The organism is Streptomyces pseudovenezuelae, from assembly GCF_029892565.1.
Classification (GTDB): Bacteria; Actinomycetota; Actinomycetes; order Streptomycetales; family Streptomycetaceae; genus Streptomyces; species Streptomyces pseudovenezuelae_A.
In genome coordinates, this window is the sequence record NZ_JARXVH010000001.1 from 173,142 (window position 1) to 200,023 (window position 26,882).

The following is a 26,882-nucleotide window of genomic DNA, read 5'->3' on the forward strand; positions in this document are numbered from 1 at the left end:
AGTTACACGGTCCAGTCGAGGATGACCTTGCCGCCGCGACCGCTCGCCGCGTCGGCGAACGCCGCCTCGAAGTCGCGGTAGCCGTATCGGCCGGTGATCACGGGGGTGAGGTCGAGACCGCCCTCAAGGAGCACCGACATCGCGTACCAGGTCTCGTACATCTCACGACCGTAGATGCCCTTGATGGTGATCATCGAGGTGACGATCCGGGCCCAGTCGACCGGGAAATCCTCGGACGGCAGGCCGAGCATGGCGATGCGGCCGCCGTGCGTCATGTTGGCGATCATGTCGCGCATTGCCTCGGGGCGGCCGGACATCTCCAGGCCGATGTCGAAGCCCTCGCGCAGGCCCAACTCCCGCTGTCCGTCGGCGATCGACGCGTCGGAGACGTTGAGGGCGAGGCTCGCGCCGATCTTGCGGGCCAGTTCCAGGCGCTCCTCGCTGACGTCGGTGATCATGACGCTGCGCGCGCCCGCGTGCCGGGCGACGGCCGCCGCCATCAGGCCGATCGGTCCGGCGCCGGTGATCAGGACGTCCTCGCCGACCAGCGGGAAGGACAGGGCGGTGTGCACGGCGTTGCCGAAGGGGTCGAAGATCGCGGCGACGTCGAGGTCCACGGGGACCCGGTGCACCCACACGTTGGACGCGGGCAGGACGACGTACTGCGCGAAAGCCCCGTCCCGGCCGACACCCAGCCCGACCGTGGCCCGGCACAAGTGGCGGCGCCCGGCGAGGCAGTTGCGGCACTTGCCGCACACGAGGTGGCCCTCGCCGCTGACCCGGGCGCCGACGGCGATGTCGGTGACCCCCTGCCCCGTCTCGACGACCTCGCCGACGAACTCGTGCCCGATGACGAGCGGGGTGGAGATCGTCTGCTGTGCCCAGCCGTCCCAGGACCTGATGTGCAGGTCGGTGCCGCAGATGCCGGTGCGCAGCACCTTGATCAGTACGTCGCCGGGTCCGACGGCGGGCTCCGGGACGTCCACGAGCGCGAGCCCGGGCTCCGCCTTCTCTTTGACCAGCGCCTTCACGCGACGGCTCCTGTGGGTGAGACCCGGGCGCGGGCATGCCGAAGGAGCCCGAACCGAGTGAGGGGTGGATTCCTTCAGCAATCTGCCGTACGGGAGCGCCCGGGTCCATCGAGGTTTTCTTAAGCGGTGCCGCAGCTCACCTTCACGTCTGTCACCCGTCCAGGCGCGACACCTGGTAGTGGGCGATGTACCAGCCGTCCGCCAGCCGCTTCACCAACACGGCGAGCTTGACGTCGACCGGCGGCCGGTCGGTGAACGTGAACTCCGTGTCCAGATAGCCGAGTACGAGGTCGTCGGCGTACCGCCGCGTCTCCAGGATCCGGTAGGCGGCCTTCATCCCGAGGGGCTGGGAGGCGTAGTACTCGGCGATGCCGGGCCTGCCGACGCTGTAGGGGTGAAGCCCCTGGAAGATCGCGTCCTCGGTGAAGAGCCGGGCCACCTCCTTCGGCTCGTGCGCGTCGACGGCCGCCTTCCAGGGGTCGAGGACACCGCGCAGGATCGGTTCGTCGTCGTTCGTGCTGTTCATGTCCATGGACCTTTCTCAGTGACCCGCGCTCATGCCGCCGTCGACGTGCAGGATCTCGCCCGTGACGTACGGGGCCGCCTCCAGGTACAGCACGGCGTCGACCACGTCGCTGACTTCACCCATCCGGCCGACGGGGTGCAGAGCCGCGAGGAAGTCGTGGGTCTCCGCGGAGTGCATCGGGGTCTTGATGGTGCCGGGCGAGACGGCGTTGACGCGGATGCCGCGGGTGGCGTACTCGATGGCGAGGGACTTGGTGGCGGACTGCAGGCCGCCCTTGGTCAACGAGGCGAGGACGGACGGGACTCGGGCGTCCGCGTTGTCGACCAGGCTGGTGGTGACGTTCACGATGTGGCCGCCGCCCTGGGCGAGCAGGTGCGGGACGGCGAGCTGGGTGAGGTGGAAGAAGCCCGACAGGTTGATGCCGGCCACGGCCGCGTAGTCCTCGGGCGTGTAGTCGGTGAAGGGCTTGGCGACGAAGACGCCGGCGTTGTTCACGACGGTGTCGACACGTCCGAACCGCTCAAGGGCGGCGGCGATCACGCGCTGGGCCGTGGCGGGGTCGGCGATGTCGCCCTGGACGGTGAGGACGTCGGCGTCGTCGAGGGGCTCGATGGTGCGGGAGGTGGCGACGACCGCGTGGCCGAGCTTGCGGTAGCCCTCGACGAGGGCGGCCCCGATGCCCTGCGACGCGCCGGTGATGACCGCGACCTTCTGGTCCTGAGTGCTCATGGTGACCTTCTCCGAAAACCGGGACCGGCTACTAGACGACCGGTCGACTATTTGGAAGGTAGGGCGAGCCACCGGGCATCCGGAAGGACCTGCTCAGGACCCCTTTCCTCCCGTCTGGGAGGCACAGGCTCCCAGCCCAGATCAGCCAGGGAGCACGTACGGTCCGCCGGGCGGCGCTTACGGGTCAGCCGGACTGCGCGTACGGGTCGTCGGCCGGCAGCCAGGCGTCCGCGGCATGGATGCCGAGGTCACCGACTCCGTCGCACAGGGCGTCGACCACGGCGAGGACCCCTTCGCGCTTCTCGCTCTCCCGCCGGACCACCGACCACGTCCAGTACACCTTCGGCCCGACGACCTCGCGTCGGACCAGGTCCGGCGGCAGCGGATCGGTCTGCCCCTTGGGCGAGTTGACGACCGGGCGGCTGCAACGGCGGACGTGCTCGAAGAAGGCCGGACCGGTGATCGCCCCGTCCGAGATGCGCACCGTACGGGCTCCCGTGGCCTTCGTGAGCTCTTCGGCGTACACGTTCCAGGACGCCCAGGAGGTGATGTCGTCGTCGATGAGGACGTCGGTGTCCCGGGCGGACACGTCCGCCGTGTCGCTGCCGGTGGACACGGCGTAGAGGCGGTCGGCGCCGATCAGCCGGGCCCGCAGCCCGAGGCGTTCGAGATCCTCGGTCCGTACCCAGCACACCGCGAGGTCCAGGCTGCCGTCGGCGACCCGGGCGGCCTGCGTGTGGGAGGGGGCGACCCAGGCGTCGATGTGCACCCGGGCCACCGAGGCGGTACGTCGGAGCAGGTCCGGCGGGAGCCAGTTGACGTAGCCGAGCCGTACCGATTGTGAGTCCGCGAGACGGCCGGCGCGGAGCTTGAGGTCCTCGGCCCGCTCCAGGAGGGCGCGGGTGTGCGGGAGGAGGGCGGCGCCGGCCGGGGTGAGGGAGACGGAACGGCGGTCCCGGTCGAACAGCCGCACGCCCAGGTCCCGTTCGAGCGCCTTGATCTGCTGCGAGAGCGAGGGTCCGGCGATCAACAGCCGCTCGGCGGCCCGGCCGAAGTTCAGCTCCTCGGCGACGGCGACGAAATACCGCAACTGGCGCAGCTCCACGCCCGTCATGCTACGCGGCCACTGGGAGCCTGCGCCTATCAGCAGCGAGGAAGTCCGTCGTGGCGCCGGACCGGTGCCGGGCCCAGGATGAACCCATGCCGGCCCTGCGGCTCAGGACCGCGGACACCGCCCGAACGGAGAGACGCCATGCGTGAGTTCCTGGTCGAGATCACCACGACCGTGCCCGAGGGCACCCCCCAGGACGAGGTCGACGCGCGCCGTGCCGCCGAGGCGGTCCGGGCGAAGGAGCTGGCCGCCACCGGGCATCTGGCGCGGCTGTGGCGTCCGGTGGGCGAGCTGCGCAGCGTCGGTGTGTGGCGGGCCGACGACGAGGCGGAGCTGCACGAGAAGGTGCTGGGCACACTGCCGTTGCGCCCGTGGATGACGCTCACCGTCACCCCGCTCGTATCCCACCCCAACGACCCGGGCCGCGCCGACACCACGCGATGACCGCGTCGGCTCCCCCGCCCGCCGCGCTCCCCTCCCCCTGGCCCTACCTCGCCCGGACCGCCGCCGCGCTCGCCGCCGCCATGGGCGTCGGCCGCTTCGTCTACACGCCGATCCTGCCCCTGATGCACACCCAGGCGGGCCTGTCGGCAGGGACCGGCGCGAACCTGGCCACCGCCAACTACGTCGGCTACCTCATAGGCGCGCTCGCGGGCACCCTGGCCCCCGCACTGGTCCGGTCGCAGGCCGTCCTGCGCGGCTCCCTGGTCCTGCTGACCGGCACGCTCGCCGCGATGCCGGTCACGCACAGCCCCGCCGTGTGGGGCGTGCTGCGGCTGCTGGCCGGGGTGGCGAGCGCGCTGGTCTTCGTCGTCGCGGTGAACGCGCTGCTCCACCGGCTGCGGGACCACCCGGCGCACCTGCCCGGCTGGGCGTTCGGCGGGGTGGGGACCGGCATCGCGCTGTCCGGCGTGCTGGTCCTCGTTCTGCGGTCGGTCGCCGACTGGCGGGCGGCCTGGTGGGCCTCGGCCGCGCTCGCGGCGCTGTTCGCCGCGGGTGCGTGGAATCTGCGACCGCCCGAGGCCGCCGCGCGCTCCGAGGTCACGGCGACGCGCACGCACCGCTGGTTCGGCGCGCTGTTCGTCAGCTACGGCCTGGAGGGCGTCGGCTACATCGTCGCCGGTACCTTCCTGGTCGCCGCGATCGCGCAGGGCTCCCCCGGCTGGATCGGCAGCGGCGCCTGGGTGCTGGTGGGGCTGGCCGCCGTACCGTCCTCGGCGCTCTGGGCGCGGCTGGGGCGCCGCTGGTCCCGGCCCGATCTGCTGCTCGCGGCGCTGGTGATCCAGGCGGTCGGCATCGCGCTGCCCGCACTGGTCGGCGGGGTGGGGGCCGCGCTGGTCTCGGCGGTGCTGTTCGGTGCCACCTTCCTCGGTGTCAGCACGCTCGCCCTGGCCACCGGCGCCGAGCTGCGGTTCCCTCGCTCGGTGGCGCTGCTGACCGCCGGGTACTCGGTCGGCCAGATCCTCGGTCCGCTGGTCGTGGCCCCGCTGCTCGGGCACGGCTACCGGTCGGCCCTGCTGCTCGCCGCCCTGGTGGTGCTCGCCGCGGCGGGGGCAGCCGCCGTGCTGCGGATCGGCTTCCCGCACCACATGGTCGTAGTACGCCACACAATGCCCGATCGGCGGCGAGAATCGACGCGGGACGATCGATCCGGGGCAGCCGGCCCCGGCGTCGTCGCCCCGCACCCGCCCGACTGACCTGGAGTCACTCATGAACACCGCCCGGGACCTCGTCATCGTCGCCATCGACACGGCACCCGACCATCCGCTGGAGCGGGGGGACCTGTCGCTCGCGCTCGCCGGGGCCGAGGTGCTCGACCTCCTCGACGCCGGCGCCGTCTCGGTCGACGGCGACCGCCTCGTGCCCGACACCGGGTCGAAGACGGGCGACCGCCTGCTGGACGAGGCCGCCGAGCAGCTCGTACGGCAGGAACCGTACGAGTCGGTCGAGGACTGGCTGTGGCGCCGGGGACGCGGACTGTCCGCGGTCTATGTGACCGAGCTGGAGAAGGACGGGCTGACCGCGAAGCCCCGCGGGCTGCGCAATCCGCTGCGGGCCGTGCCCACCGAGCTGGTCGACTCGCCCGACCGCCGCCGCGCCGAGGAGCGCTGGACCGCGGGCGAGCCCGTCCTCCTCAACCTGGCGTCCGCCGCCGGGTTCGGCGACGAGCCGGCCGAGGACTCCGAGGACATCACCGAGGACGCGGTCACCGCCGTGCTGGCCGCCGTCGGCGACGCCGTGATGGAGCTGGAGGCGGTGCGGCAGCGGAAGCAGATCCAGGACGCGGCCTACGACAACATCTGGCGCGGGATGTAGCAGGCGTCAGTGGGCGCCCAGCAGGGCCAGGCAGTTCTGCCACAGGGGACCGAGTCGCTCCGTGCTGTTGTACAGCTTGGCGAACATCACCTGGCCCTCCAACTGGGCCACCACGGCCCGGGCCGCCTCGTGCGGGTCGGTGACGTCGATATCGCCGCGGTCGCGGGCCTCGGCGACGACGGCCTCGACCATGTCGACCTGGGCGTCGAAGATCTCCTGGAGGCGGATGCGGACGGCCTCGGTCTGGTTGCTCAGCTCCAGGGTGAGGTTCCCGAACAGACAGCCCGAGACGGTGCCGCAGCCCTGCTGCACGGCGCGCTGCCCGGCCTCGGTCTCCTCGAACAACTGCCGCAGCCGCCCCAGCGGTTCGCCGTCGCCGCCCAGGATCCGGGTCCAGTCCCGGCGCTGGCCCGCCCAGTGCTCGTCCACGACGGCGAGGGCGAGGGCCTCCTTGGACTCGAAGAAGTAGTAGAAGCTCCCCTTCGGCACCCCGGCCGCCTTGCAGATCTCGGCCACGCCGAGCGCCGAGTAGCCGCGGCCCTCGATGAGCGTGCGCGCGGCCCCGAGGACCTTCTCCCTGGCATCACTGGTGCGTCCCACGGTTTCGAGTGTACGTAGGTACTAGACCGGTCGGCTGGCAGTCGGCCGACGGCGGTCAGAGCGTGGGCAGTCCGTCCGCCTCCCGGCGCTCCAGCCGGGCGACCAGGTCCGCCGCCGTCGCCTTTATGGTCTCCAGGCCCGGCTTCCCCCAGGGCCGCGGCTCCACGTCGACCACGCACACCGTGCCCAGCACCATCCCCGTGCTGTCGATGAGCGGTGCGCCCAGATAGGAGCGGATGCCGAACTCGTCGACGACCGGATTGCCGGCGAACCGCGGGTAGTCGCACACGTCCTCCAGGACCAACGCCTTGCGCCGAACGACCACATGGGGGCAGAAACCGTGGTCGCGCTCCAGATGACGGCCGAGCTCCGGTTTCTCCTCGTCGCCCTCGGGCACGGGCGGGCGGACGGCCGGGAGGTGCAGGCCCGCGAAGAACTGCCGCCGCTCGTCGATGAAGTTGACCATGGCGTACGGCGCCCCGGTGTGCTCGGCGAGCCGGTCCGCGTAGGCGTCCAGGGCCGGATCCGGCTGCTCGCCGAGACCGAGGCTGCGCAGTCGCTCGGTCCTGGCAGGGGCCTCCTTGTCCTCGGGGGTGAGCAGCAGCCGACCGGCCGGGCGCGGCGGGTCGTACCTCATGGGCGGGCTCCGTCGCAGTGGACGTGGGTCATGGAGGGGCTCCGTGGCGGGTGTGGCGGCATCACCTGTGGACGCCGTGGATCGGCGCGTGCGTCGGCGCGTGGGCGATGAGATGGCGTACGAGGGTCAGCAGGGTCTGGACGCCGGAACTGGAGATCCGCGCGTCGCAGCGCACGATCGGGACCTCCGGGGACAGGTCGATGGCGGCACGGACCTCCTCGGGGTCGTAGCGGTAGGCGCCGTCGAACTCGTTGATCGCGACGATGAAGCCGAGGCCGCGCTGTTCGAAGAAGTCGACCGCCGCGAAGCACTCCTCCAGGCGGCGGGTGTCGGCGAGGATGACGGCGCCGAGGGCGCCCTCGGAGAGTTCGTCCCACATGAACCAGAACCGCTCCTGTCCGGGGGTGCCGAACAGATACAGGACGTGTTCGGGGTCGAGGGTGATGCGGCCGAAGTCCATGGCCACGGTGGTCTCGACCTTGTTCTCGATCCCGTCGAGGCTGTCGGTCGCGGCGCTGACGGTGGTGAGCAACTCCTCCGTACTGAGCGGCGCGATCTCGCTCACCGCGCCGACGAAGGTCGTCTTGCCCACCCCGAACCCGCCCGCGACGAGGATCTTCAGTGCGGTGGGGAACGGGTCAGAGCTGTCGTCGTAGTCCATCGAGCACTGCCTCCAGTAGGGCCCGGTCAGTGGGAAAGTCGTGGAACACGGGGGGCTTGGTGGTCAGCGCCCCGCAGTCGACGAGGTCCGACAGCAGCACCTTGGTGACCACCGCCGGCAGCTTCAGATGGGCGGCGACCTCGGCCACCGGGACGGGCGCGCGGCACAGGTCGAGCGCCTGCGCGTGCTCGGGGCCGAGATAGCCGAGGGGGGTGGCTCCAGTGGCCATCACCTGCGACAGAAGGTCGAGGGCGATGGTGGGCCGGGTGCGGCCGTTGCTGACCGTGAAGGGGCGCACCAGCCGACCGGCCGCGTCGTCGAGCCACGGCCCGTCGCCGGCCGCCGCCACGCTCAAGGCCTCATCGCCGGGGGTTCGACGGCGTGCTGCCGGGGCGCGGTCATCAGATACGGCCGGACGCTCTTGACCAGCATCGCCATCTCGTAGCCGAGCACCGCCGCGTCGGCCTCGCGTCCTGCGAGCACGGCGAGACAGGTGCCTGACCCCGCCGTGGTCACGAACAGCAGGGTCGAGTCGAGTTCGACGACGACCTGACGGACGTCTCCGCCGTCGCCGAACCGGGCCCCGGCACTGCGGCCGAGGGAGTACAGCCCCGAGGCCAGCGCGGCCATGTGGTCGGCACTGTCCACGTCGAGGCCGTGAACCGACTTCACGAGCCCGTCGCAGGACAGGAGTACCGCACTGGTCGTGTGCGGTACGCGCTGCACGAGACCGCTCATCAGCCAGTCGAGATCGGATGCATGGCCGGTGGGCGCATCGCTCGCCATGGTGGATCGACTCCTTGGGGTACGAAGGTCTGCGGGAGCGCTGGGCGTGGGGGTGGAACGGGGGGTGGTCATCCGGCCGGCGCGCTCCCGTCGTGCCGGATGGTGGGGTGATCGGCACCACGCGCGGACGCGGGCCGCGCCTGGGCTATGTGGGCCGGGTCCATGGGGGTCACGTCCAGGGGGGCGAGATCCATGGGGGCCAGGTCCAGGGGCGGTAGCGGCACGGGGGGTACGTCCATGGGTGGTACGTCCATGGCGAAGGAACCGGACGTGTGCGGTGACTCGCTGAACGCCGGCTCCATGAAGTCCGCCGACGCCATGCGCTCCAGCCCCATGTGCTCGACCTCCAACTGCTCGGCCTCCAGGTGCTGTTGGGCCTCCGCCAGGCCGATACCGCGCTGGAAGGCGGCCATCAGACCCGGGTCGTGGCCGGCCACGTGCTCGGAGTCCTGGCGCGGCGCGGGGCCGTCGCGCAGTTGGGGCACGATGTGTTCCTGCGCACGGCGCCTGGGCAGTTGGGGCTTGCCCATGGTGCCGCGGACGGGTCCGCTGCGGGGCGTGGGCGGCGCGGCCCCGCGGTCCGCGACGAACCTCCGGTCGTCGGTCCCGATGCCGGGCACGGCCTCCGCCGGGGTGGGCCGCTCCTCATGGGCGCCGCGCACGGGGAGCGGGGGCGGTGCGCTGCCGTTGGGGACGGTGCCGTTGGCGGTATGGCCGTTGGTGGCATGGCCGTTGAGGCCGTTGCCGTGGGAGATGCCGCCGCCGGGCGGGCCGCCGTCGGACAGGTCGGGGCCGGGCACGCTGCCGTTCGGTGGCGGAGCCGTCGGCCGCGCGGCCTCGCGGTGCCGGGGCTGTCGCGGTGCGGGAGGCAGGGGTTCGGCGTGGCGTCCGGCGGTCGCGGGACCGGCCGCCGTGGGACCGGACGGCGCCTGTGGATGCGCGTGTTGCTGCGGGGGCTGTTGCGGAAGGGCCGGTCCGGGCGCGCCCTGCGGGTGCGGTGCGGCGACGCCGGGTGCACCGGGCGCGCCGCCCAACAGGCTCTGCGGCACGACGAGTACGGCCTGCACTCCGCCGTAGATGTTGGTCTGCAGCCGGACGTGGATGCCGTGCCGCTTGGCCAGCTGCGAGACCACGAACAGGCCGATCCGGCCGTCCGCCAGGAGGCTCGCGACGTTGACCTGGTCGGGGTCGGCGAGCAGGGCGTTCATCCTCTTCTGCTCACCGACGGGCATGCCGAGCCCGCGGTCCTCGACCTCGACGGCGAGCCCGGAGGTCACGAGGTTGGCGCGCAGCAGGACTTGGGTGTGCGGGGCGGAGAACACCGTGGCGTTCTCGACGAGTTCGGCCAGCAGGTGGATGACGTCGGCGACGGCGTGGCCGCGCAGGGTGCCGTCGATGGGTGGCACCAGCTTGACCCGGGAGTACTGCTCGACCTCGGCGATGGCGGAGCGCAGCACCTCGGTCATGGAGACGGGGTGGCTCCACTGGCGCCGGGAGACTGCGCCGCCGAGCACGGCGAGGTTCTCGGCGTGGCGGCGGATGCGGGTGGCGAGGTGGTCGACGTGGAAGAGGCCCTTGAGCAGATCGGGGTCCTCGATCTCGTTCTCCAGCTCGTCCAGGATCGAGATCTCCCGGTGCACCAGCGACTGCAGCCGCCGGGCGAGGTTGACGAAGACCTCCAGCTTCTGTTCGCTGCCCGCCTGGCTGGAGAGCTGGGCGGCCTGGACGACGGCGATGACGGCTCCCTCGTGCGCGCGGCCCAGGTCGGAGGCGAGCAGTTCGAAGTCGTCGGCGTCGTCGGCGGGGCCGCTGCGCGGCCTGCGCTGGGGCAGGGTCTCGCCGCGGCGCAACGCCTCGACCAGGGCGCGCAGTTCGGCCTCGCCGCGGGCGCTGCTGCGGCGCAGGGCGCCGACGCGGTCGCTCACGGCCTTGGCGGTCCGGTCGGCGGCCACGGCGGCGATCAGGATGCCGGCGAGGGCGACCGCGGTGGCTCCGGCGAGCACGCCCCACAGGGTGAGTCCGGTGTGGGCGCCGGTGGAGCGGACGGTGAACAGGACGGCCGCGCACGCGCTGAGGGCGACCGCGAGGGGCGGGAGCACGGCGAGCCGCAGCAGCTGCGGCCGTATGTGCGTCTCGGGCAGTGCGGGAGCGGTGTGGGAGACCGGCCGTCCGTGCCGTCCGCCCTCGCGGCGGTCTGCGCGTGCGGCCGGTGCGCGGAGGTGAGACATCGGTGTCCTCGTACTGATCCGTCGGGTGCCAGGGGCGCGGTCTGCGCGGCTCGGGCATGCGCCGTCGCGGTGTCGGTCGGGCGGGCCACGAAGCATCGGCATTCGGCCTCGTGTCGCCCGACGGACACCGACAGTAGTCGGCAAGACATCATGTGCGGTGGGCAGTTGACAAACTCCCACGGGGAGCGTCCCGCTCTGGTATGAGGCGTCGCACGGCCGTCCGATAAACCCGGAGGGCGCACACCCTCACGCGGTGGACGTTCGATCAGAGCTGGTCAGAAGCGGTCACACGAAACCCGGCGAGAATCCGGGGGCGACCGCTCCCCACCTCTCGCCGGGTACCGCTTTCTGTTCGCTCACCAACTGTCGAGGACCGTTTCGGGCCCTCCGGCACTCCCGCCGGTCATCCCCCGAACATTACCGAGCGTGTTCAGTGGCTAGGCGCGGTTGGTCCGGCCGGCCACCGCGTGACCGATGAACAGGTAGACGAGGGCGGGCAGTCCGTAGTTGACCACCGTGCGCCAGTTGTCCGAGTCGATGGAGAAGAGGTTGTGCGACCAGCCCGAGAGCCAGTTCGCCGCGTCGTGGATCCACGAGACCACGTTGTTGGCGGTGTTGGCGTCGAACAGGTAGAAGGCGATCCACAGGATCAGAATCAGTGCCGCGAGATCCGCGATGACGGAGATGACCGTCCCCGCGGGGCTTCCGCCGTAGCGTCTGGACATGTACGACGACTGGCCCCGTCAAGGGAGTTGAAACCTCGCCGACCCACTTGGGCCACGGATTCACAGGCGGCGCCACCGGGCCGAGGCGAACGAGAAGACTCCGAACAGGATCAGGCCGATCGCGACGGCGACCAGGAGCCACGGTCCCGCCGGCGTCTGCGCGAAGCTGCGGAGCGTGGCGTCCACGCCCTTGGCCTTGTCCGGGTCGAAGCGGACGGCCGCCACCAGGATGAAGATCCCGGCCGCGGCGAACACCGCGCCGCGTGCCACGCCGCCGCCCACGCCCAGAGCGGTGACGACCTGCTTCGTACGCGGGCTCATGCTGCCGGTGTTCAGCCGGCGCAGGAACTTCCGCATGGCCGCCCGGACGGCGAGCACCACGCCGATGCCGATCAGCACACAGCCCGCGGCACCCACCAGCACCTGGCCGAACGGCAGTTTGAGCGCCGACGAAGTCCAGTCCTGCGACTGCTCGTTGCTGCTGGAACCCTGCCCGCCGCCGGAGGCGTACACGGCCGTTCCCCAGCAGACGAAGGCGTAGAAGACGGCCCGGCCGCCGTCCAGCGCACGGGAACCCGCCTTCCGGTCGGGCCCCCTGCTGAGCACCGCGCGAGAACCCCGCCACAGCGCCATGGCACCGAAGCCGACCACCAGCGCCCACAGCATGACCTCGCCGAAGGGCTTCGTCGCGATCTCGTGCAGGGCGCCCTGCCGGTCCGCCTGGCCGCCGCCGCTGCCGACGGCGATCCGGATGGACAGCGCCCCGATCAGTACGTAGACGACGCCCCGCGCGGAGAAGCCCGCCCGGCCAGCTGCGGTCAGAGTCTCGTTCTGGGTGGAACGAGCCGCGGACTTCGCGGCCCGGCCGCGCCCTTGTGTGTGCGACGACGTCACGATGCCCTCCCCATTCCGTGGCCGCACGGTCGCGTCCACCGCCCCCGAGTGCCCTGGGCAGGGAATCTGATGCACGCGTCAGGGGCGCCGCCGCCACGCCCGCGGTCTCAGGACCTGTGCCACGCGCGGGAGTTCCTCGTGCAGCAGGCGGCCCGCCAGTGCTCCGCCGAAGACGACGACACCTACGCCGACCAGCCAGGACTGGACGACCAGGAAGGTTCCGAAAGGACCGTAGGTGACGGCACTGGACGCGATCAGCGGGGAGAAGACGAGACGGGAGAAGACCCGAAGACCGAGCAGCCCCAGCGCCGTCAGCACCGCGCCGGGCAGCACCGCGCTCCAGGCGATCCGCCCGCCGAGCAGCATCCGTTGCGACCAGCCGAAGAACAGGACGGCGCTCAGCGTCGCGGCCAGCGTGCCGGCCGCGGAGTGGCGCCACAGCGTGGTGGTGGCGGTCAGGTAGAGGGTCCCGACGAGCACGGCGAGCCACAGCACCTGGCGCCATCTGGCATACCAGCGGGCCGAGGGCAGCTCCCAGATCTTCTCGTAGCCGGTCTGCACCGCCGCCCCGAAACTGAGGCCGAAGACGGCGAGCGCGGCGAGGCCGAATGCGGTCGTGGTCTCCAGCACCTGGCCCGGCCGAGCGAACAGTTGCCCGACCTGCTCCCGGGCCTCCCCCGACACACCGAGCCCGTCCCCCAGCCACTGTGCGAAGCCCCGCCCGTGCTCCGGATCCGCGGCGGACACGACGACCAGCAGGGGCACCAGCGTGAGGAATCCGAGCGCCGCGAATCCCATCGACCTGGAGCCCAGCTCGATCTCTCGGCTCCGCTGCCACCCGCGCTCGGCAGGTGAGTCACGCAGTACCTGGCGCAGCCGTACCGACGCGGACGAACTGTCCCCGTCCTCAGGAGACTTCTTCGGCATGGAGGTCGACTATCACATATACGCATCTCGATGCGCCCCGGTCTGCACGCCGTTGACACGGAGAGGAGCCCGGCGTTGATTGACAGCACGGTGCAGGCCATGCCAATCCGGATCATTCGGGCGGCGCATTCCGCCTTCCCGCTTCGCCAGGACCCCGCGGAGACCAGACGACCGCGCGGAGGACAGCCATGAGCGTCGGACAGCGGATCAAGCACATGACCCAGTCGTTCAAGGGCCGGGTCACCGAACGCGTCGGCCGGACCACCCGCAACAGGCGACTGCAGCGCCATGGCCGGACCGACCGGATCGCCGGGGACCTGAAGCAGTCCGGCGACAAGGCCAAGGACGCCTTCGGGAAGTGACCGGCACGGCCCCGGGCAGCACCCACGCCATATGACTGCCACCCGGCGTGCTTCAGCGCGTACGAGCCCTGAGGGACGCGCTCCCCGCCCCTCGGCTCTCCTCTTCCCTCAGCTCTCCTCGACGAGATCGAGGGTTTCGGCCTCGGCTCCCTGCGCGACCTTCGGGGCGAGCTCCGGCACGGGCCACTCACGCGTGAGCGGCAGCGACACATCCCGCCACCAAGGACGCCCGGGAAGCTCTCCCCCGGGCTCGAACGGCTGCCCCGGGACGGGCACGGCGACCGGCTGCCCGACCGCGTCGCCGGCCGCCGCCGTCCACTCGCCGGGCTCGGCCCACGCGTGCGTGGCCAGGTTGAACGTGCCCCAGTGGATCGGCATCATCGCGCCGTGCGGCTGCCCGCCCTGGAGGTCGAGGTGGGCGCGCATGCCCTCCTCGGGCGTCATGTGGATGTCCGGCCAGAAGTCGGAGTACGCGCCGATCTGGATCATCGTGGCGTCGAACGGGCCGTGCTGGGCGCCGATGTCCTTGAAGCCGTCGAAGTAGCCGGTGTCACCGCTGTGGTAGATCCGGTGCTCGTCCCCGGCGACGGACCAGGAGGCCCAGAGGGTGTGCTGCGTGTTGCGCAGACCCCGGCCGCAGAAGTGCCGGGCCGGTGTGGCGGTCAGGGTGAGGCCGCCGATCTTCGTCTCCTCGTGCCAGTCCAGCTCGCGCAGCCGGTCGGCCGAGACGCCCCAGTGTTCGAGGTGCGCGCCGACGCCGAGCGGGACGGCGAACAGGGTGTCCGTGCCGGCCAGCGCCTTGATGCTGGGCAGGTCGAGGTGGTCGTAGTGGTCGTGCGAGATGACGACGACGTCGACCGGACCGAGCGCGGCCAGCGGCAGCGGCGCGGGATGCAGCCGCTTGGGCCCGGCGAAGGAGAACGGGGAGCAGCGCTCGCCCCACACCGGGTCGAAGAGCACCCGGTGTCCGTCGATCTCCGCGAGCACGCTGGAGTGACCCATCCAGGTCAGCCGCAGGCCGGTGGCGGGCGGCCGGGCGATGTCGGCGAGCGTCGTCGCGTGCACCGGGATCGTGCCCGTGGGGGCGCGGCGGGGGCGCTGCTCCTTGTCGAAGAAGACCTTCGCGAGCTCGATCATCGAGCCGGACGGGCGGGTCCGGGCGGTGCCGCCGGGGTTCTGGAAGACCCCGTCCTTGAAGTGGGGTGATCTGCGGATGCGCGCGAGGCGCTCACCACTCGGGTCCGCGCCGAAGGCCGCGGGCTGCAGCGAGCGGAGCCCGGAGCTCAGGGAACGGAAACCGGACACGGTACCTCCTGGTGGAGACGGTGAGACATTCCATTATGGTCGGCCCCTCCGACAACACCCGACCGTCGGCGTTCGCATCCCGAAGTTTCCAAAGAAAACCCAAAGGTACGGCGGAGCGTAACCACGCCAGGACGCCCCGTATCGGACATTTGCGCAGGCCTATGCACCACCGGTGATCCGTTCAGTGCGTTGACATGCACCGCTCCGGCTCCGGAGACTGACCGGCGATTCAGTAACCGCTCGTCCGTGAGCACCCGAGGAGACCGCATGACCGCCCCCCTGATGACGCTCACCTGGACCGACCACCTCACCGGCCGCCAGGGCTTCCTGGTCGTCGACCGGCTGGTGCGGGGCGTCTGCAGCGGCGGGCTGCGCATGCGCGGGGGCTGCACGCTCGACGAGGTCGCGGGGCTCGCCCGCGGGATGACCATGAAGGAAGCCCTGCACTACAACCCCGAGGGCCGCTACATCCCCCTGGGCGGTGCCAAGGGCGGCATCGACTGCGACCCCCAGGACCCTGGGGCGTACGACTTGCTGGTGCGCTATCTGCGTGCCATGAAGCCGTACGTCGAGAGCTTCTGGACCACCGGCGAGGACCTCGGTCTCACCCAGGACCTGGTGGACCGGGCGGTCGAGGAGGCGGGGCTCGTCTCCTCCATCCAGGCCGTGTATCCGCTGCTGGACGACGAGGCGGCGGCCCGGCGGCGGCTCGCGGACGCGTTCGCGGTCGAGGTGGACGGCATCGGGCTGGACGAACTGGCCGGCGGCTGCGGGGTCGCGGAGTCGGCGCTGGCCGCCCTGGACCGTGCGGACGTGCCGTACGCGGGCGCGCGGGTCGCCGTGCAGGGCCTGGGCACCATGGGCGGCGCCACCGCGCGCTTCCTCGCCCGCGCGGGGCTCACCGTCGTCGCCGTCGCCGACATCAAGGGCACGATCGCCAACCCGGCGGGCCTCGACGTCGAGGCGCTGCTCGCCGCGCGGGACGCGTACGGCACGGTGGACCGCTCCGCGCTGCGCCCGGCCGACCACGAACTGCCCGGCGACGCCTGGCTGTCCGCCGAGGCGGAGGTGCTGGTGCCGGCGGCCGTCTCGTACGCGATCGACACGGCGAACCAGGAGCGGATCACCGCCCGCTGGATCGTCGAGGCCGCCAACATGCCCGTCCTGCCGGCGGCGGAGGAACTGCTTGCCGCACGCGGGGTCACCGTGCTGCCCGACGTGGTCGTCAACTCCGGGACGAACGCCTGGTGGTGGTGGACCCTGTTCGGCGACATCGGCCCCGACGCGGACGAGGCGTTCGCGCACACCCGCCGCTCCATGCGCGCCCTGATCGACCAGATGCTGGCCCGCGCGGAGGCCGACGGCACGACCCCGCGGGCGGCCGCGCACGCCATCGTCGCGGACCGGATGCCGGTGATCGCCGAGCGGTTCGGCTGGTACCGCTGACGGCGGTCGCGGAATCCCTGTACCGGCAGGCGGCGAGCGCCGAAATGGTGCGGCCGTGTTGCCCGTTGGGGCCGGGTCCGGCACCGGCGGAGGCATCATCCTGCGCAAACGGAATAAGGTGACCGCGTGGCGAGAGTGCGGTTGAGTGTGGCCGAGCGGCGCGAGGACTTGCTGCGGGCCGCCATCGAGCAGATCGAGGTACGGGGCGTGGCGGCGGTCAGGATCGCCGACGTGGCCTCGACCCTCGGCGTGAGCAACGCCCTGGTGCTCTATCACTTCTCCACCAAGGAGAAACTCGTCGCCGCCGCGTTCACGTACGCCGCCGAGGACGACCTCGCCCATCTGCGCAAGCTGCTCGGCCGCCGTACGACGGCGCTACGTCGACTGCGCTCGGCGGTGCGCTGGTACGCGCCGACCGGCCCGGCCAAGGGCTGGCGGCTGTGGATCGAGGGCTGGGCGGCGGCCCTGCGCGAGCCCGCACTGCGGGAAGTCACCCGGGACCTCGACCGGCAGTGGAAGGCCGCGCTCGCCGAGGTCATCGCGGAGGGCGTCACCGCCGGTGAGTTCCACTGCCCCGACCCGCACGGCACGGCCCTGCGGCTGACGGCCCTGCTCGACGGGCTCGCCGTCCAGTTGACGTCGTACGCCGGCGCGGTGCCGCGGGCACGGGCGCAGGAGTGGGTGGACGAGGCGGTGGCCCGGGAACTGGGGCTCGCGCGCGAGGCGTTGACCGCTTCGGAGCGGTGAGGGTCACCCCCGCTCCCCCGGTCGATCCCACCGACTCCGGCAGTCGGACACCTCAATGCTCCAGCGGTGTGGGCCGCGCCGTTTCAGGTCGGCACGGCCCACACCGCTGGCGTCGTTCAGGCCACCCGGGCGATCCGAGACTTGATGTCGTCCGGCGACAGCGCGCCCTTCGCCGTGACGTGGTCGCCCGACGACTCGCCCCGCAGCCGCCGCCCGATCCACGGCACCAGGTACTCGCGCGCCCAGTGCACGTCGTCACGCCGGACCTCCAAGGTGCCGCGCGGCGGCAGCGGCGGCCAGGCCTGGTCCGGGTCGGCCGGCACCTCGAGACCGAGCACCTGACCCGCGCGCAGCGCCACGCGCGTGTGCCCCTCGGGCGAGAGGTGCAGCCGGTCGCCGTCCCACGCCCGGCGGTCCTGGACGGTCTTCAGGGACCACAGGTCGAGCACGGGACAGCCGTACCGGTCGGCGACCGCGCGCAGATGTCCGTTGTAGGTGGCGATCTTGCCGCGCAGATGCTTGAGCACCGGGACGCCACGGGTGTCGAAGCCGGTCGTCACCATTACGGTGCCGGCCACCTTGGTGAGTCGGGAGATCGCCAGCTCGAAACGCTCGGCGACCTCGTCGGGGTCGGTACCGGGCCGGATGATGTCGTTGCCGCCCGCGCTGAAGGAGACAAGGTCCGGGGCGAGTTCGACGGCCTGCGGAAGCTGGTCCGCCACGATCTGGTCGAGCAGCTTTCCGCGTACGGCGAGGTTGTTGTACGTGAAGTGGCCCTCGGGCTCCCGGTCCGCGAGCAGTACCGCGAACCGGTCGGCCCAACCGACCATCGCCCCGTCGGGGCCGGGGTCGCCGACGCCCTCGGTGAAGCTGTCCCCCACCGCAACGTACGACCCGATCACTGATCTGCTGTCACTCTTCGAATCGTCTGCCACAAGCGAACATGATTCACCTTCGAATGTGACCTACGCGACCGTAGGAAGGGGTTGACGTGCGGTGAGATAAGCCACTCCTAAAGTGTTCACCAAACCAGGAATAGGTTTCCTCCCATGGCTGTTGACGGGTGGAATGTCACACCGAAGGCCGGACCCGGGGATAAGGGTCCGGCCTTCGGCCGCGTGTCAGGCAGATGGTTCGGTGGGGTGCGTCAGCCGACGGCGACACCTTTCGTACGGAGGTAGGCGACCGGGTCGACATCGGAGCCGTAGTCCGGCGTGGTGCGGATCTCGAAGTGCAGGTGCGGTCCGGTCACGTTGCCGGTCGCGCCCGAGAGGCCGATCTGCTGCCCCTCGGTCACGGTCTGACCCGCCGAGACGGAGAGCTGCGAGAGGTGCGCGTACTGGGCGTAGTAGCCGTCGCTCAGCTGGATGACGACCTGGTTGCCGTACGCGCCGCCCCAGCCCGCGGAGACGACCGTGCCCGCGGCGACGGCCTTGAGCGAGGTGCCGGTCGGCACGACGAAGTCGACGCCGGTGTGGTACCCGCTTGACCACATGCTGCCGGCCACGCGGTAGCCGGTGCCGATGGTGGCACCGGTGACCGGGAGGGTGTAGCCGCTGGAGCTGCCGGCGGAGTCGGTGGACTGCGTGCTCGTCGAGTTCGAGGAGGCCTGGCTGTCCGAGGAGGAACTCTTCGAGGAGGAGTCCTTCGAGGACGACGAGGTGGAATTCTTCGAAGACGACGAGGAAGAGGGCGACGACTCGGTGGTGCCGGTCGCGGCCTTCTTGCCGAGTGTGAGCTTCAGGCCGGGGTGGATGAGCGACGGGTCGTCGCCGACCGCCTCACGGTTGTCCGAGTAGAGCTTCTGCCAGCCGCCGGTGACGTTCTCCTCGTCGGCGATCTTCGCGAGCCAGTCTCCGGATCGCACCGAATAGGTGCGCACACCCTGGGTGTTGGCGGTGCTCTTCCTGGCCGACTTCTGCGCGGTCGACTTCTGCTGAACCGACGCCTTCTGCGCGACCGGAAGCGCCTGGGCGGCCTTTTCCGAAACGGACTGGGAAGCCGATTCGGAGGTGGCCGCGTGGGCGCCGGTGGCCCCCATGAGCGGGAGGGCGAGCGCGGCGCCCCCGGTGCCGGCGACGGCGATGGTGCGGGTCAGGCGCTGGGACTTGGGGCGGCGGTGCTTACCCTTCGCGGGCATGACGAATTCCTCTCCGGCGCCTGCGAGGTGAGCTGTCGGGTGCGAGCTGGAGATGCCCGGCCGTGCTTTTCGGCACGGCTTTACCCCAAGCCTCTTCCGGAGACCGGAACAGGCGGTTGTACCTGTGGGTCCCCCGCTCCTGCCGTTCACGGGTGAGTTGAGCGGACTCCGGTCGGCGGCAGGATTGGGCGTCCGTCCGGATTGGTGGCGAACGTAAGCGACCAGGACGCAAAGGAACAAGTAGAGGTTCCCTGTGAATACGTTTCTCTTGATCCCTTGCGAGAATTCACGGTCACCCTCCGTGAATTAAAGACCCGCCGCGCGGCACAAACACCCTTGAAAAGCACATGGATTACGTGGACATGCAGAACCACGCACGGTCACGGATATGACGCTCCTCACGTGACGCCACCCCAGTCCGCCTTATTCCAGAGCGAGTTGGAACGAAGGCGAACCAAGGCGCCAATTCGGACAGAAGAGTCAGATGCGACGGAGTCGGAGAACCGTCGCATCGAGGTCGCCGCGCAGCCCGGTCCGCAGTCCGTGATGCAGCAGTACGGCACCCCGGTGAACTTCGCCCGTTTCGAGGCATTCGTACGATGCCGTCGCATCCAGTCCGCGCAGCCGCAGCGCAGGCACGGGCTCGCCGTAGCTCTGCGCCTGGAGCCAGGCGAGGACCACGGACTCGTCCCCGTGCACGTACTGGACGGCGCTGAGCCCGCCCTGCGGGGGCCGCAGCCGGTAGAGGTCACCGCGCTGCACGAGAGGCCGGATCTCCTTGTACAGGGCCACCCAGTCGCCCGCCTCGGCCAGCTCCTCCTCGGTCCACCGGGTGAGGTCCCCGCCGACGCCCAGGACGCCCGCCATGGAGCTCACGAACCGGAAGCGCAGCGAGCTGACCCGGCCGTTGAGCTGGGTGTTGGGGCTGTCGGTGACCCAGGCGGCCATCACGCGCGCGGGGTGGATCTGGGTGAAGCCGTGCTGGATGGCGAGCCGGTCGAGCGGGTCGGTGTTGTCGGAGGTCCACACCTCATCCGTACGGCTCATGATCCCGAGGTCGATCCGCCCGCCGCCGCCCGAGCAGGACTCGAAGGCGACGCCCGGATGGGCCGCCCGCAGCCGGTCGAACAGGGCGTACAGCGCGTGCACATGCTCGATCCACAGCCGCTGCGGGTACGCCTCGCCGGGCCAGCCCGCGTCCGTGAAGCAGCGGTTGAAGTCCCACTTGACGTAGTCGATCGGCGCGCTGGAGAGGAGGGTGTCGAGCCGCTCCCAGAGGTACTCCTGGACGTCCGGCCGGGCCAGGTTGAGTACGAGCTGATTGCGGAACTCCGTCCGCTTTCGTCCCGGTTGGAACTGCACCCAGTCGGGGTGCGCGCGGTACAGGTCGCTGTCCGCGTTGACCATCTCGGGCTCGACCCAGATGCCGAACTGCATGCCGAGCGCGTGCACCTCGTCGGCGAGCGGCTTGAGGCCGCCCGGGAAGCGGTCGGGGTTGGGCGTCCAGTCGCCGAGTCCGGCCCGGTCGTTGACGCGCTTGCCGAACCAGCCGTCGTCGACCACGAACAGCTCGACACCGATCGCCGCGGCCTGCCGGGCGAGGGCGCCCTGCTGCTCCTCGGAGATGTCGAACTCGGTGGCCTCCCAGGAGTTGAACAGCACCGGCCGGTCCCGGTCCGCGTGCGGGATGACGTACGCCCGCTGGTAGGCGTGCCAGGCACGGCTCGCGCCGCCGAAGCCGCCCTCGCTCCACAGGCCGGCGAAGACGGGGGTCGTGAACGACTCCCCGGCCTGCAGGCGCAGCAGCCCGGACTCGTCGTACCCGGCGCCGCCGTTGATCTGCACGCGCGCGTCGGGGAGTTGCGCCACCGCGATCCGCCAGGAACCGGACCACCCGAGCGCGCAGCCGTACACCTCGCCGAGTTCCTCGGTCGCGTCGGTGTCGAGGGCGACCCAGGGCAGGTGCTGGTGGCTGGTGTGGCCGCGGCGGCTGCCGATGACCTTCTCGCCGTAGGTGAGCGGTACCGAGGCCAGCTGCGACTCCGCCGCCCACCGGCCGTGCAGGTGGGACAGCCGCCAGCCCTCGCGGTCGGGCAGCGTCCAGGTGGCGGAGTCGGCACGCAGCAGCTCCAGGACGGGCCCCTCGTTGTCGAGGGTGACCCAGCGCTCCACGACGTCGTGCCGCATCCGGTAGTGCAGGGTGATCGCGAGCCCGCCGTCCCGGAAGCGCAGCCGCAGCTCGCCGTCGTCGCCCTCCTCGGCCTCGTACGCCTCGAACCGCCACTCCGTGCCGCGCCGTTCCTCGGTGCGCACGGACAGGGCAGGCCGGACGAAGCGCGGGCCGCCCTCGACGGGGTACTCCTCGCGGCCGTCGAGCTGGGACTCGAAGCCCCGGTACGCGGGCAACGGAAGCGCGGCCAGGGCCTCGGCGTCGGCGAGCGCGATCCGGGGGCCCCAGTGCACATGCAGCAGTTCGTCGTCCTCGGTGAGGTGGACGGCGTAACTGCTGAGCGGCCCGGAGAGGAGCCACGTACGACCGTTGTCGGAGATCTCCAGCATCAAGGCTCCACACTTCCCAACAGACGCAATCAAGGACCAACATCATCAACGGTCGTGCGGCCCGAGGCAACGCCTGTGGACAACTCATTGCCCCCGAAACGCGTGTCGTATCGTCGAAGACGCACCCCGTCGGCCACCATGCCGAGCCGCGCCGGCCGGGTGGACTGGGAGGAGCCCCCGTGACGCAGCAGATCCCGTCGACCGAGCCCGAGCTGACCGGAGTCCGCAATTTCCGCGACGTGGGCGGGCTGCCGACGGTGGACGGACGGCGGGTGCGGCAGGGTGTGCTGTTCCGCAGCGGGCACCTGGCGCACGCGACCGCGGAGGACGCGGTGTTCCTCTCGTCCCTGGGGCTGCACACGATCTTCGACTTCCGCAACGCGGCCGACCAGAAGCTGGAGGGCCCGGACGTCGAGCTGCCGGGCGTGCTGAACGTGAACCTCCCGCTGACCGACCCGGCCCACGGCGCCGACTTCTGGACGATGGTCCGGGACGGCGAGATCGAGCAGTTGCGCGAGATCCTCGGCGACGGCAAGGCCGCGAACCGGATGATCAACTCCTACCGCTCGATCATCAGGACCCGCACCGCCGAGCACGCACGCGTACTGCACTCGCTCGCCGAGGACAGCGCGCCCGCGCTGATGCACTGCGCGGCGGGCAAGGACCGCGCGGGCCTGTCGATAGCCGTGACGCTCCTCGCCCTGGGCGTCGAGCGCGAGGCGATCATCGCCGACTACCTGGAGTCGAACGCGAAGCACCGCCGCTACAAGGTGCGCCGCAGCGGCAGCTCCGAGTCCGCGTACTCCCCCGAGGTCATGGAACTGCTCAGCCCCCTCTTCGAGGCGCGCGCCGAGTATCTGACCGCGGCCTTCGAGACCATCGAGGAGACGTGGGGCGACGTCGACACCTACCTGGAGCAGGGTCTGGGCGTCACCCCTGAGATCCGCGAGCGGCTGCGGGAGCGCCTGCTCGACTGACGTACGGCCGGGGCTACTTGGCGCCGATCTCGAACAGCAGGAACATGAACGCCGCGAACAGGTGTCCGACGGCGATGTAGACGATGAGACGGACCCACAACGCGCGCGGGAACTTCTCCTCCATGTCTCTCATGGCATCTCTCCAGTGAGGGGACCCAGGCACAGCGTGGCCGTGGGACTCTGCAGCAGGGTGTGGACGAACAGCAGCTCGACCCCGTCGGGGTCCTGCGCCGCGATCCGGTGCGGGGTGAGGGAGTCGAAGTGCGCACTGTCTCCGGGCGCGAGCAGGTGCGCGGTGTCCCCGAGGCGCAGCCGCAGCCGCCCCTTGAGGACGTAGAGCCACTCCTCGCCGGGGTGCACGCGCACGATGTCGCCCTGCGAGCCGTGCGGCACATGGACGCGCAGGGCCTGCATGCCGCGGCCGGGCGCCCCGGCCGGCCAGTAGGTCCAGCCGCCGGCCGCGGTCGGTTCCATGTCGGCGGCGCGTACGACGGAGTCCCGGTCGGCGACCGTCTCGCCGAGCAGGTCCGAGACGGTCGTACCGTAGATACGGGCGAGGGCGAGCAGCATCGGCAGCGAAGGCTGGCGCTGTCCGGTCTCCAGTCGGGAGAGGTGGGCCGGCGACAGCCCGGCGGACCGGGCCGCCACCTCCAGCGTCAGGGAGGCTCGGCGGCGCAGGGCACGCAGCTGTGGAGCGACGACGGGCAGGATCTCCTCCGGCCCGTCCGCCGGCTCCGTCTCGGGAGAGCTCATGCCCTCCATTCAGCCGCAGGCTTGTCTCCGAGGCAAATCTCTTGCCTCAGAGACAAAAAACCCGGCTGACCCGCTACAGGGACGGCCCGCCGCAAGGACCGCCCGCCATCAGCCGGCGCCCCCTACCGGTTGGCGACCGCCTGCTTCACCAGCGTCTTGCTGAAGTCCCACATCAGCCCGCCGCCGCTGTGCGCGTCGTCCATCACGGCCGTGAAGGCGTCCACGAACCGGTCCACCTCCCGCTCGCCGACGACCAGCGGCGGGATCAGCTTGATCACTTCCAGATGGTCGCCGGAGACCTGGGTGAGGATCCGGTGCCGCTGCAGCAGCGGTACGACGACCATCTGGGCGAACAGGCCCTTGCGCGCGGCCTGCAGCATCGTCCAACGACTGCGCAGCTTGAGCGACTTGGGCCGGCCGAACTCGATGCCGATCATCAGTCCCCGGCCGCGCACGTCGGCGAGCAGCTCGTACTTGTCGATCAGCGCCGCGAGCCGCGTCTTCAACTGCTCCCCGGTGACTCGGGCATTGGCGACGATCTGCTCGTTCTCCATGACGGACAGCACGGCGAGGCCCGCCGCCATGGCCTGGGCGTTGGACCCGAAGCTCGCCGAGTGGACGAGCACGCGGTCCATCGACGAGTAGACCTTCTTGAAGATCCAGTCCTTGCCGAGGGTGGCCCCGACGGGCACATAGCCGCCGGACAGGGCCTTGGCCACGCACACCAGGTCCGGCTCGACGCCCTCCTCGTGCTGGTAGGCGTAGAAGTCGCCGGTGCGGCCGAGGCCGGTCTGCACCTCGTCGGCGATCAGCAGCGCCTTGTGCTGGTGCAACAGCTCCTGGGCGGCCCGCAGATAGCCGGGCGGGGCCTCGTGCACGCCCTTGCCCTGGATCGGCTCGACGACCAGGGCGGCGACGTCGCCCTTCTTCAACTCCCGTGCCAGGGCGTCGAGATCACCGAGCGGTACCGCCGTGTCGGGCAGCAGTGGGGCGAAGCCGTCCCGGAAGCCGTCCTCGCCGTTGACCGACAGCGAGCCGGTGGTCAGGCCGTGGAAGGCGTGGTCGCAGTACAGGACCCGGGGCCTCCCGGTGGCGTACCGGGCGAACTTCAGCGCGGTCTCCACGGCCTCCGTACCGCTGTTGCCGAAGAACACGCGGTCCAGGTGCGGGCTGTAGGACAGCAGCTTCTCGGCCAGCAGTCCGGGCAGCGGCTGGCAGTCGAAGCGGGTGAGGTCGGCGAGGTCGGCGTCGAGGACGTCGTGCAACGCCTTGCGGACGACGGGGTGGTTGCGGCCCAGACCCATCACCCCGAACCCGGCCAGCATGTCCAGGTAGTCGTTGCCGTCCGCGTCCCAGAAGTAGGCGCCCTCGCCGCGCTCGTAGACCTTGTCGAAGCCGATGGTGTGCAGCATGCGCGGCAGTTGGTGGTTCAGGTACTTGCCGTGCAGCTCGTAGCGCTCGGCTCCGCGCTCGGCCAGCAGCGCGGCGAGGTCGAACTCCTTGGTCATTCAGCTTTCTCCTTGACTGGGCCGTCCGTCCGCTCCTTGGCGGCCAGGCTCGCGCCGATCCGGCCGGCCACCTCGACCGGCGTGAGGCCGATGTCGGCCAGTACCTCACCGCGTTTCGCGTGCGCGAGGAACTGCTCCGGGATGCCGAACCGCCGTACGGGTACGTCGACTTCGGCGTCGCCCAGCGCCAGCGCCACCGCCGCGCCGACACCGGAGGCCCGGCTGTTGTCCTCGACGACGGCCACCATGCGGTGTTCGGCGGCGAGGCCCGGGAGCGAGGGGTCGACGGGTTTGACCCAACGAGGGTCCACGACCGTGCAGTTGATGCCGCGGGCCGCTAGCAGCTCGGCGGCCTGCAGGCACACCGGCGCCATCACGCCGACGGCCACCAGGAGCACGTCCGGCCGCTCACCCCGGTGCAGGACGTCGATACCGCCGATCCGGTCCACCGCCGGGATCTGCGGTCCCACTGACTCCTTGGGGAAGCGGATCAGCGTCGGCGCGTCGTCCACGGCGACGGCCTCTCTCAGTTGGGCGCGGAGTTGGTCGGCGTCGCGCGGGGCGGCGATCCTGAGGCCGGGCACGACCTGGAGGATCGACATGTCCCACATGCCGTTGTGGGAGGCCCCGTCGACGCCCGTGACGCCGGCCCGGTCCAGGACGAAGGTGACCCCGCAGCGGTGCAGGGCCACGTCCATCAGGAGCTGGTCGAAGGCACGGTTGAGGAAGGTGGCGTAGACGGCGACGACGGGATGCAGTCCGCCGGTCGCCAGGCCGGCCGCGGACACCGCCGCGTGCTGCTCCGCGATGCCGACGTCCCACACCCGGTCCGGGAAGCGCGCGGCGAACTTGCCGAGCCCCACCGGGTGCAGCATGGCCGCGGTGATCGCCACGACGTCGTCCCGCTCCTCGCCGATCGCGAGGATCTCGTCGCCGAACACCGAGGTCCAGGAAGGCCCGTTGGAGGGCGTGAGCGGCTCGCAGGTGAGCGGGTCCATCACGCCGACGGTGTGGAAGTGGTCCTCCTCGTGGGCGAGCGCGGGTTCGTAGCCGCGCCCCTTCTCCGTGAGGCAGTGCACGAGCACCGGCCCGTGGAACCGTTTCGCTCGGCGCAACGCGGACTCGACGGCCCCGATGTCGTGCCCGTCGATCGGGCCGACGTACTTCAGGCCCAGGTCCTCGAACATGCCCTGCGGCGCGAACGCGTCCTTGAAGCCCTTCTTCGCGCCGTGCAGCGACTCATAGACGGTGTTACCGACGACCGGGGTGCGCAGCAGGACGTCCTTGCCCCAGGCGAGGACCTTCTCGTAGCTGTCGGTCGTGCGCAGGGTCGCCAGGTGGTTGGCGAGGCCGCCGATGGTGGGCGAGTAGGACCGCTCGTTGTCGTTAACGACGATGATCAGCGGCCGGTCCTTGGCGGCCGCGATGTTGTTCAGCGCCTCCCACGCCATCCCGCCGGTGAGCGCGCCGTCGCCGATCACCGCGACGACATGCCCCTTCTCCCCCTGCACCTCACGGGCCTTGGCGAGCCCGTCCGCCCAGCCGAGCGCGGTGGACGCGTGGCTGTTCTCGACGATGTCGTGCTCGGACTCCTCGCGCGAGGGGTAGCCGGACAGGCCCCCCTTGCCGCGCAGCTTCGAGAAGTCCTGACGGCCTGTCAGCAGCTTGTGTACGTAGCTCTGGTGACCGGTGTCCCACACGAGGCGGTCGACCGGTGACTCGAAGACCCGGTGGAGGGCGATGGAGAGTTCCACCACCCCCAGATTGGGCCCGAGGTGACCGCCGGTCCTGGCCACCGCGTGCACCAGGAACTCTCTTATTTCTTCGGACAGTTCACCGAGTTCCGCCTCGGACAGCGCCTTAAGGTCGCGTGGTCCCCGGATACTCTCCAGAATCGTCACGCTCGGGCCCCCT

The 26,882-nt window shown here is 70.9% G+C and carries 28 protein-coding genes and 1 riboswitch; of the genes, 7 read left to right on the forward strand and 21 right to left on the reverse strand.

All coding sequences use genetic code 11. From position 1 onward, the window contains the following. Positions 1–2: 2 nt before the first annotated feature. From tdh to M2283_RS00845, 4 genes are all read right to left on the reverse strand, one after another. Positions 3–1,031 carry an L-threonine 3-dehydrogenase gene (gene tdh, locus M2283_RS00830; protein ID WP_280873935.1) on the reverse strand — a complete coding sequence of 343 codons (1,029 nt, stop codon included), beginning with the start codon at positions 1,029–1,031 and terminating at the stop codon, positions 3–5. Between the two features lie 151 nt (positions 1,032–1,182). After that, on the reverse strand, positions 1,183–1,557 hold the full coding sequence (locus M2283_RS00835; RefSeq protein WP_280873936.1) for a YybH family protein: 375 nt from the start codon (positions 1,555–1,557) through the stop codon (positions 1,183–1,185). A gap of 15 nt (positions 1,558–1,572) precedes the next feature. Continuing rightward, positions 1,573–2,286 carry an SDR family NAD(P)-dependent oxidoreductase gene (locus M2283_RS00840; RefSeq protein ID WP_280873937.1) on the reverse strand — a complete coding sequence of 238 codons (714 nt, stop codon included), beginning with the start codon at positions 2,284–2,286 and terminating at the stop codon, positions 1,573–1,575. 184 nt (positions 2,287–2,470) lie between these two features. Further along, positions 2,471–3,400 carry a LysR family transcriptional regulator gene (locus M2283_RS00845; protein ID WP_280873938.1) on the reverse strand — a complete coding sequence of 310 codons (930 nt, stop codon included), beginning with the start codon at positions 3,398–3,400 and terminating at the stop codon, positions 2,471–2,473. A 138-nt stretch (positions 3,401–3,538) separates the two neighbouring features. On the opposite strand from M2283_RS00845, the gene M2283_RS00850 reads away from it, so the two are divergent. The 3 genes from M2283_RS00850 to M2283_RS00860 are packed head-to-tail and all read left to right on the forward strand — an operon-like array spanning position 3,539 to position 5,713. Next, complete coding sequence (locus M2283_RS00850; RefSeq protein ID WP_280873939.1) at positions 3,539–3,841, forward strand: muconolactone Delta-isomerase family protein; 303 nt, start codon at positions 3,539–3,541, stop codon at positions 3,839–3,841. Continuing rightward, entirely contained in the window at positions 3,838–5,094 is a 1,257-nt protein-coding gene (locus M2283_RS00855) for a YbfB/YjiJ family MFS transporter (RefSeq protein ID WP_280873940.1), read from the forward strand. Before M2283_RS00850 ends, M2283_RS00855 begins: the two co-directional genes overlap by 4 nt. Before the next feature lie 13 nt (positions 5,095–5,107). Next, the gene (locus M2283_RS00860) at positions 5,108–5,713 is read left to right on the forward strand and encodes a GOLPH3/VPS74 family protein (protein WP_280873941.1); all 606 of its coding nucleotides are present in this window, start codon (positions 5,108–5,110) and stop codon (positions 5,711–5,713) included. Positions 5,714–5,719: 6 nt separating this feature from the next. On the opposite strand, the gene M2283_RS00865 is transcribed toward M2283_RS00860, so the two are convergent. The 9 genes from M2283_RS00865 to M2283_RS00905 all read right to left on the reverse strand — a co-directional run bounded on the left by M2283_RS00865 (position 5,720) and on the right by M2283_RS00905 (position 13,171). Next, positions 5,720–6,313 carry a TetR/AcrR family transcriptional regulator gene (locus M2283_RS00865; protein ID WP_280873942.1) on the reverse strand — a complete coding sequence of 198 codons (594 nt, stop codon included), beginning with the start codon at positions 6,311–6,313 and terminating at the stop codon, positions 5,720–5,722. 55 nt (positions 6,314–6,368) lie between these two features. After that, positions 6,369–6,950 (reverse strand): GAF domain-containing protein, encoded by a 582-nt coding sequence (locus M2283_RS00870; protein ID WP_280873943.1) that lies wholly within the window; start codon positions 6,948–6,950, stop codon positions 6,369–6,371. Between the two features lie 61 nt (positions 6,951–7,011). Beyond that, the gene (locus M2283_RS00875) at positions 7,012–7,611 is read right to left on the reverse strand and encodes a GTP-binding protein (RefSeq protein WP_280873944.1); all 600 of its coding nucleotides are present in this window, start codon (positions 7,609–7,611) and stop codon (positions 7,012–7,014) included. Further along, positions 7,589–7,960 (reverse strand): DUF742 domain-containing protein, encoded by a 372-nt coding sequence (locus M2283_RS00880; protein WP_280874675.1) that lies wholly within the window; start codon positions 7,958–7,960, stop codon positions 7,589–7,591. Before M2283_RS00880 ends, M2283_RS00875 begins: the two co-directional genes overlap by 23 nt. 2 nt (positions 7,961–7,962) lie before the next feature. Continuing rightward, complete coding sequence (locus tag M2283_RS00885) at positions 7,963–8,397, reverse strand: roadblock/LC7 domain-containing protein (RefSeq protein ID WP_280873945.1); 435 nt, start codon at positions 8,395–8,397, stop codon at positions 7,963–7,965. 68 nt (positions 8,398–8,465) lie between these two features. Continuing rightward, complete coding sequence (locus M2283_RS00890; RefSeq protein WP_280873946.1) at positions 8,466–10,625, reverse strand: sensor histidine kinase; 2,160 nt, start codon at positions 10,623–10,625, stop codon at positions 8,466–8,468. 437 nt (positions 10,626–11,062) lie between these two features. Next, positions 11,063–11,350 (reverse strand): hypothetical protein, encoded by a 288-nt coding sequence (locus M2283_RS00895; RefSeq protein WP_280873947.1) that lies wholly within the window; start codon positions 11,348–11,350, stop codon positions 11,063–11,065. 60 nt (positions 11,351–11,410) lie between these two features. Beyond that, complete coding sequence (locus tag M2283_RS00900; protein ID WP_280873948.1) at positions 11,411–12,244, reverse strand: DUF1206 domain-containing protein; 834 nt, start codon at positions 12,242–12,244, stop codon at positions 11,411–11,413. 78 nt (positions 12,245–12,322) lie between these two features. Next, positions 12,323–13,171, reverse strand: coding sequence for a YhjD/YihY/BrkB family envelope integrity protein (locus M2283_RS00905; RefSeq protein ID WP_280873950.1), 849 nt, complete (start codon positions 13,169–13,171; stop codon positions 12,323–12,325). 188 nt (positions 13,172–13,359) lie between these two features. Here M2283_RS00905 and M2283_RS00910 point away from each other — a divergent pair, with 188 nt between their 5' ends. Continuing rightward, complete coding sequence (locus tag M2283_RS00910; RefSeq protein ID WP_280873951.1) at positions 13,360–13,533, forward strand: CsbD family protein; 174 nt, start codon at positions 13,360–13,362, stop codon at positions 13,531–13,533. 108 nt (positions 13,534–13,641) lie between these two features. Here M2283_RS00910 and M2283_RS00915 read toward each other — a convergent pair whose 3' ends face one another. Next, positions 13,642–14,838 carry an MBL fold metallo-hydrolase gene (locus M2283_RS00915; RefSeq protein WP_280873952.1) on the reverse strand — a complete coding sequence of 399 codons (1,197 nt, stop codon included), beginning with the start codon at positions 14,836–14,838 and terminating at the stop codon, positions 13,642–13,644. 267 nt (positions 14,839–15,105) lie between these two features. On the opposite strand from M2283_RS00915, the gene M2283_RS00920 reads away from it, so the two are divergent. After that, positions 15,106–16,284 carry a glutamate dehydrogenase gene (locus tag M2283_RS00920; RefSeq protein WP_280873953.1) on the forward strand — a complete coding sequence of 393 codons (1,179 nt, stop codon included), beginning with the start codon at positions 15,106–15,108 and terminating at the stop codon, positions 16,282–16,284. Positions 16,285–16,410: 126 nt separating this feature from the next. Further along, entirely contained in the window at positions 16,411–17,031 is a 621-nt protein-coding gene (locus M2283_RS00925; RefSeq protein ID WP_280873954.1) for a TetR/AcrR family transcriptional regulator, read from the forward strand. A gap of 116 nt (positions 17,032–17,147) precedes the next feature. Here the strand turns inward: M2283_RS00925 and M2283_RS00930 are convergent, their stop codons facing one another. The 3 genes from M2283_RS00930 to M2283_RS00940 all read right to left on the reverse strand — a co-directional run bounded on the left by M2283_RS00930 (position 17,148) and on the right by M2283_RS00940 (position 21,730). After that, positions 17,148–17,933, reverse strand: a complete 786-nt coding sequence (locus M2283_RS00930; protein WP_280873955.1) for an SGNH/GDSL hydrolase family protein — start codon at positions 17,931–17,933, stop codon at positions 17,148–17,150. A 245-nt stretch (positions 17,934–18,178) separates the two neighbouring features. Further along, positions 18,179–19,171, reverse strand: a complete 993-nt coding sequence (locus M2283_RS00935) for a M23 family metallopeptidase (RefSeq protein WP_280873956.1) — start codon at positions 19,169–19,171, stop codon at positions 18,179–18,181. A 2-nt stretch (positions 19,172–19,173) separates the two neighbouring features. Then, positions 19,174–19,345: riboswitch (cyclic di-AMP (ydaO/yuaA leader) on the reverse strand. Positions 19,346–19,651: 306 nt separating this feature from the next. Continuing rightward, complete coding sequence (locus tag M2283_RS00940; protein ID WP_280873958.1) at positions 19,652–21,730, reverse strand: alpha-galactosidase; 2,079 nt, start codon at positions 21,728–21,730, stop codon at positions 19,652–19,654. 179 nt (positions 21,731–21,909) lie between these two features. Between M2283_RS00940 and M2283_RS00945 the strand changes: the two genes are divergently transcribed. Beyond that, positions 21,910–22,707, forward strand: a complete 798-nt coding sequence (locus M2283_RS00945; RefSeq protein ID WP_280873959.1) for a tyrosine-protein phosphatase — start codon at positions 21,910–21,912, stop codon at positions 22,705–22,707. A gap of 13 nt (positions 22,708–22,720) precedes the next feature. On the opposite strand, the gene M2283_RS00950 is transcribed toward M2283_RS00945, so the two are convergent. From M2283_RS00950 to dxs, 4 genes are all read right to left on the reverse strand, one after another. After that, positions 22,721–22,840, reverse strand: coding sequence for a DUF6126 family protein (locus tag M2283_RS00950; RefSeq protein ID WP_280873960.1), 120 nt, complete (start codon positions 22,838–22,840; stop codon positions 22,721–22,723). Continuing rightward, positions 22,837–23,460 carry a helix-turn-helix domain-containing protein gene (locus M2283_RS00955; RefSeq protein ID WP_280873961.1) on the reverse strand — a complete coding sequence of 208 codons (624 nt, stop codon included), beginning with the start codon at positions 23,458–23,460 and terminating at the stop codon, positions 22,837–22,839. Before M2283_RS00955 ends, M2283_RS00950 begins: the two co-directional genes overlap by 4 nt. Before the next feature lie 122 nt (positions 23,461–23,582). After that, the gene (locus tag M2283_RS00960; protein ID WP_280873962.1) at positions 23,583–24,968 is read right to left on the reverse strand and encodes an aspartate aminotransferase family protein; all 1,386 of its coding nucleotides are present in this window, start codon (positions 24,966–24,968) and stop codon (positions 23,583–23,585) included. Next, entirely contained in the window at positions 24,965–26,869 is a 1,905-nt protein-coding gene (dxs, locus tag M2283_RS00965; RefSeq protein ID WP_280873963.1) for a 1-deoxy-D-xylulose-5-phosphate synthase, read from the reverse strand. The genes M2283_RS00960 and dxs overlap by 4 nt, the downstream gene beginning before the upstream one ends. Between the last annotated feature and the right edge of the window lie 13 nt (positions 26,870–26,882).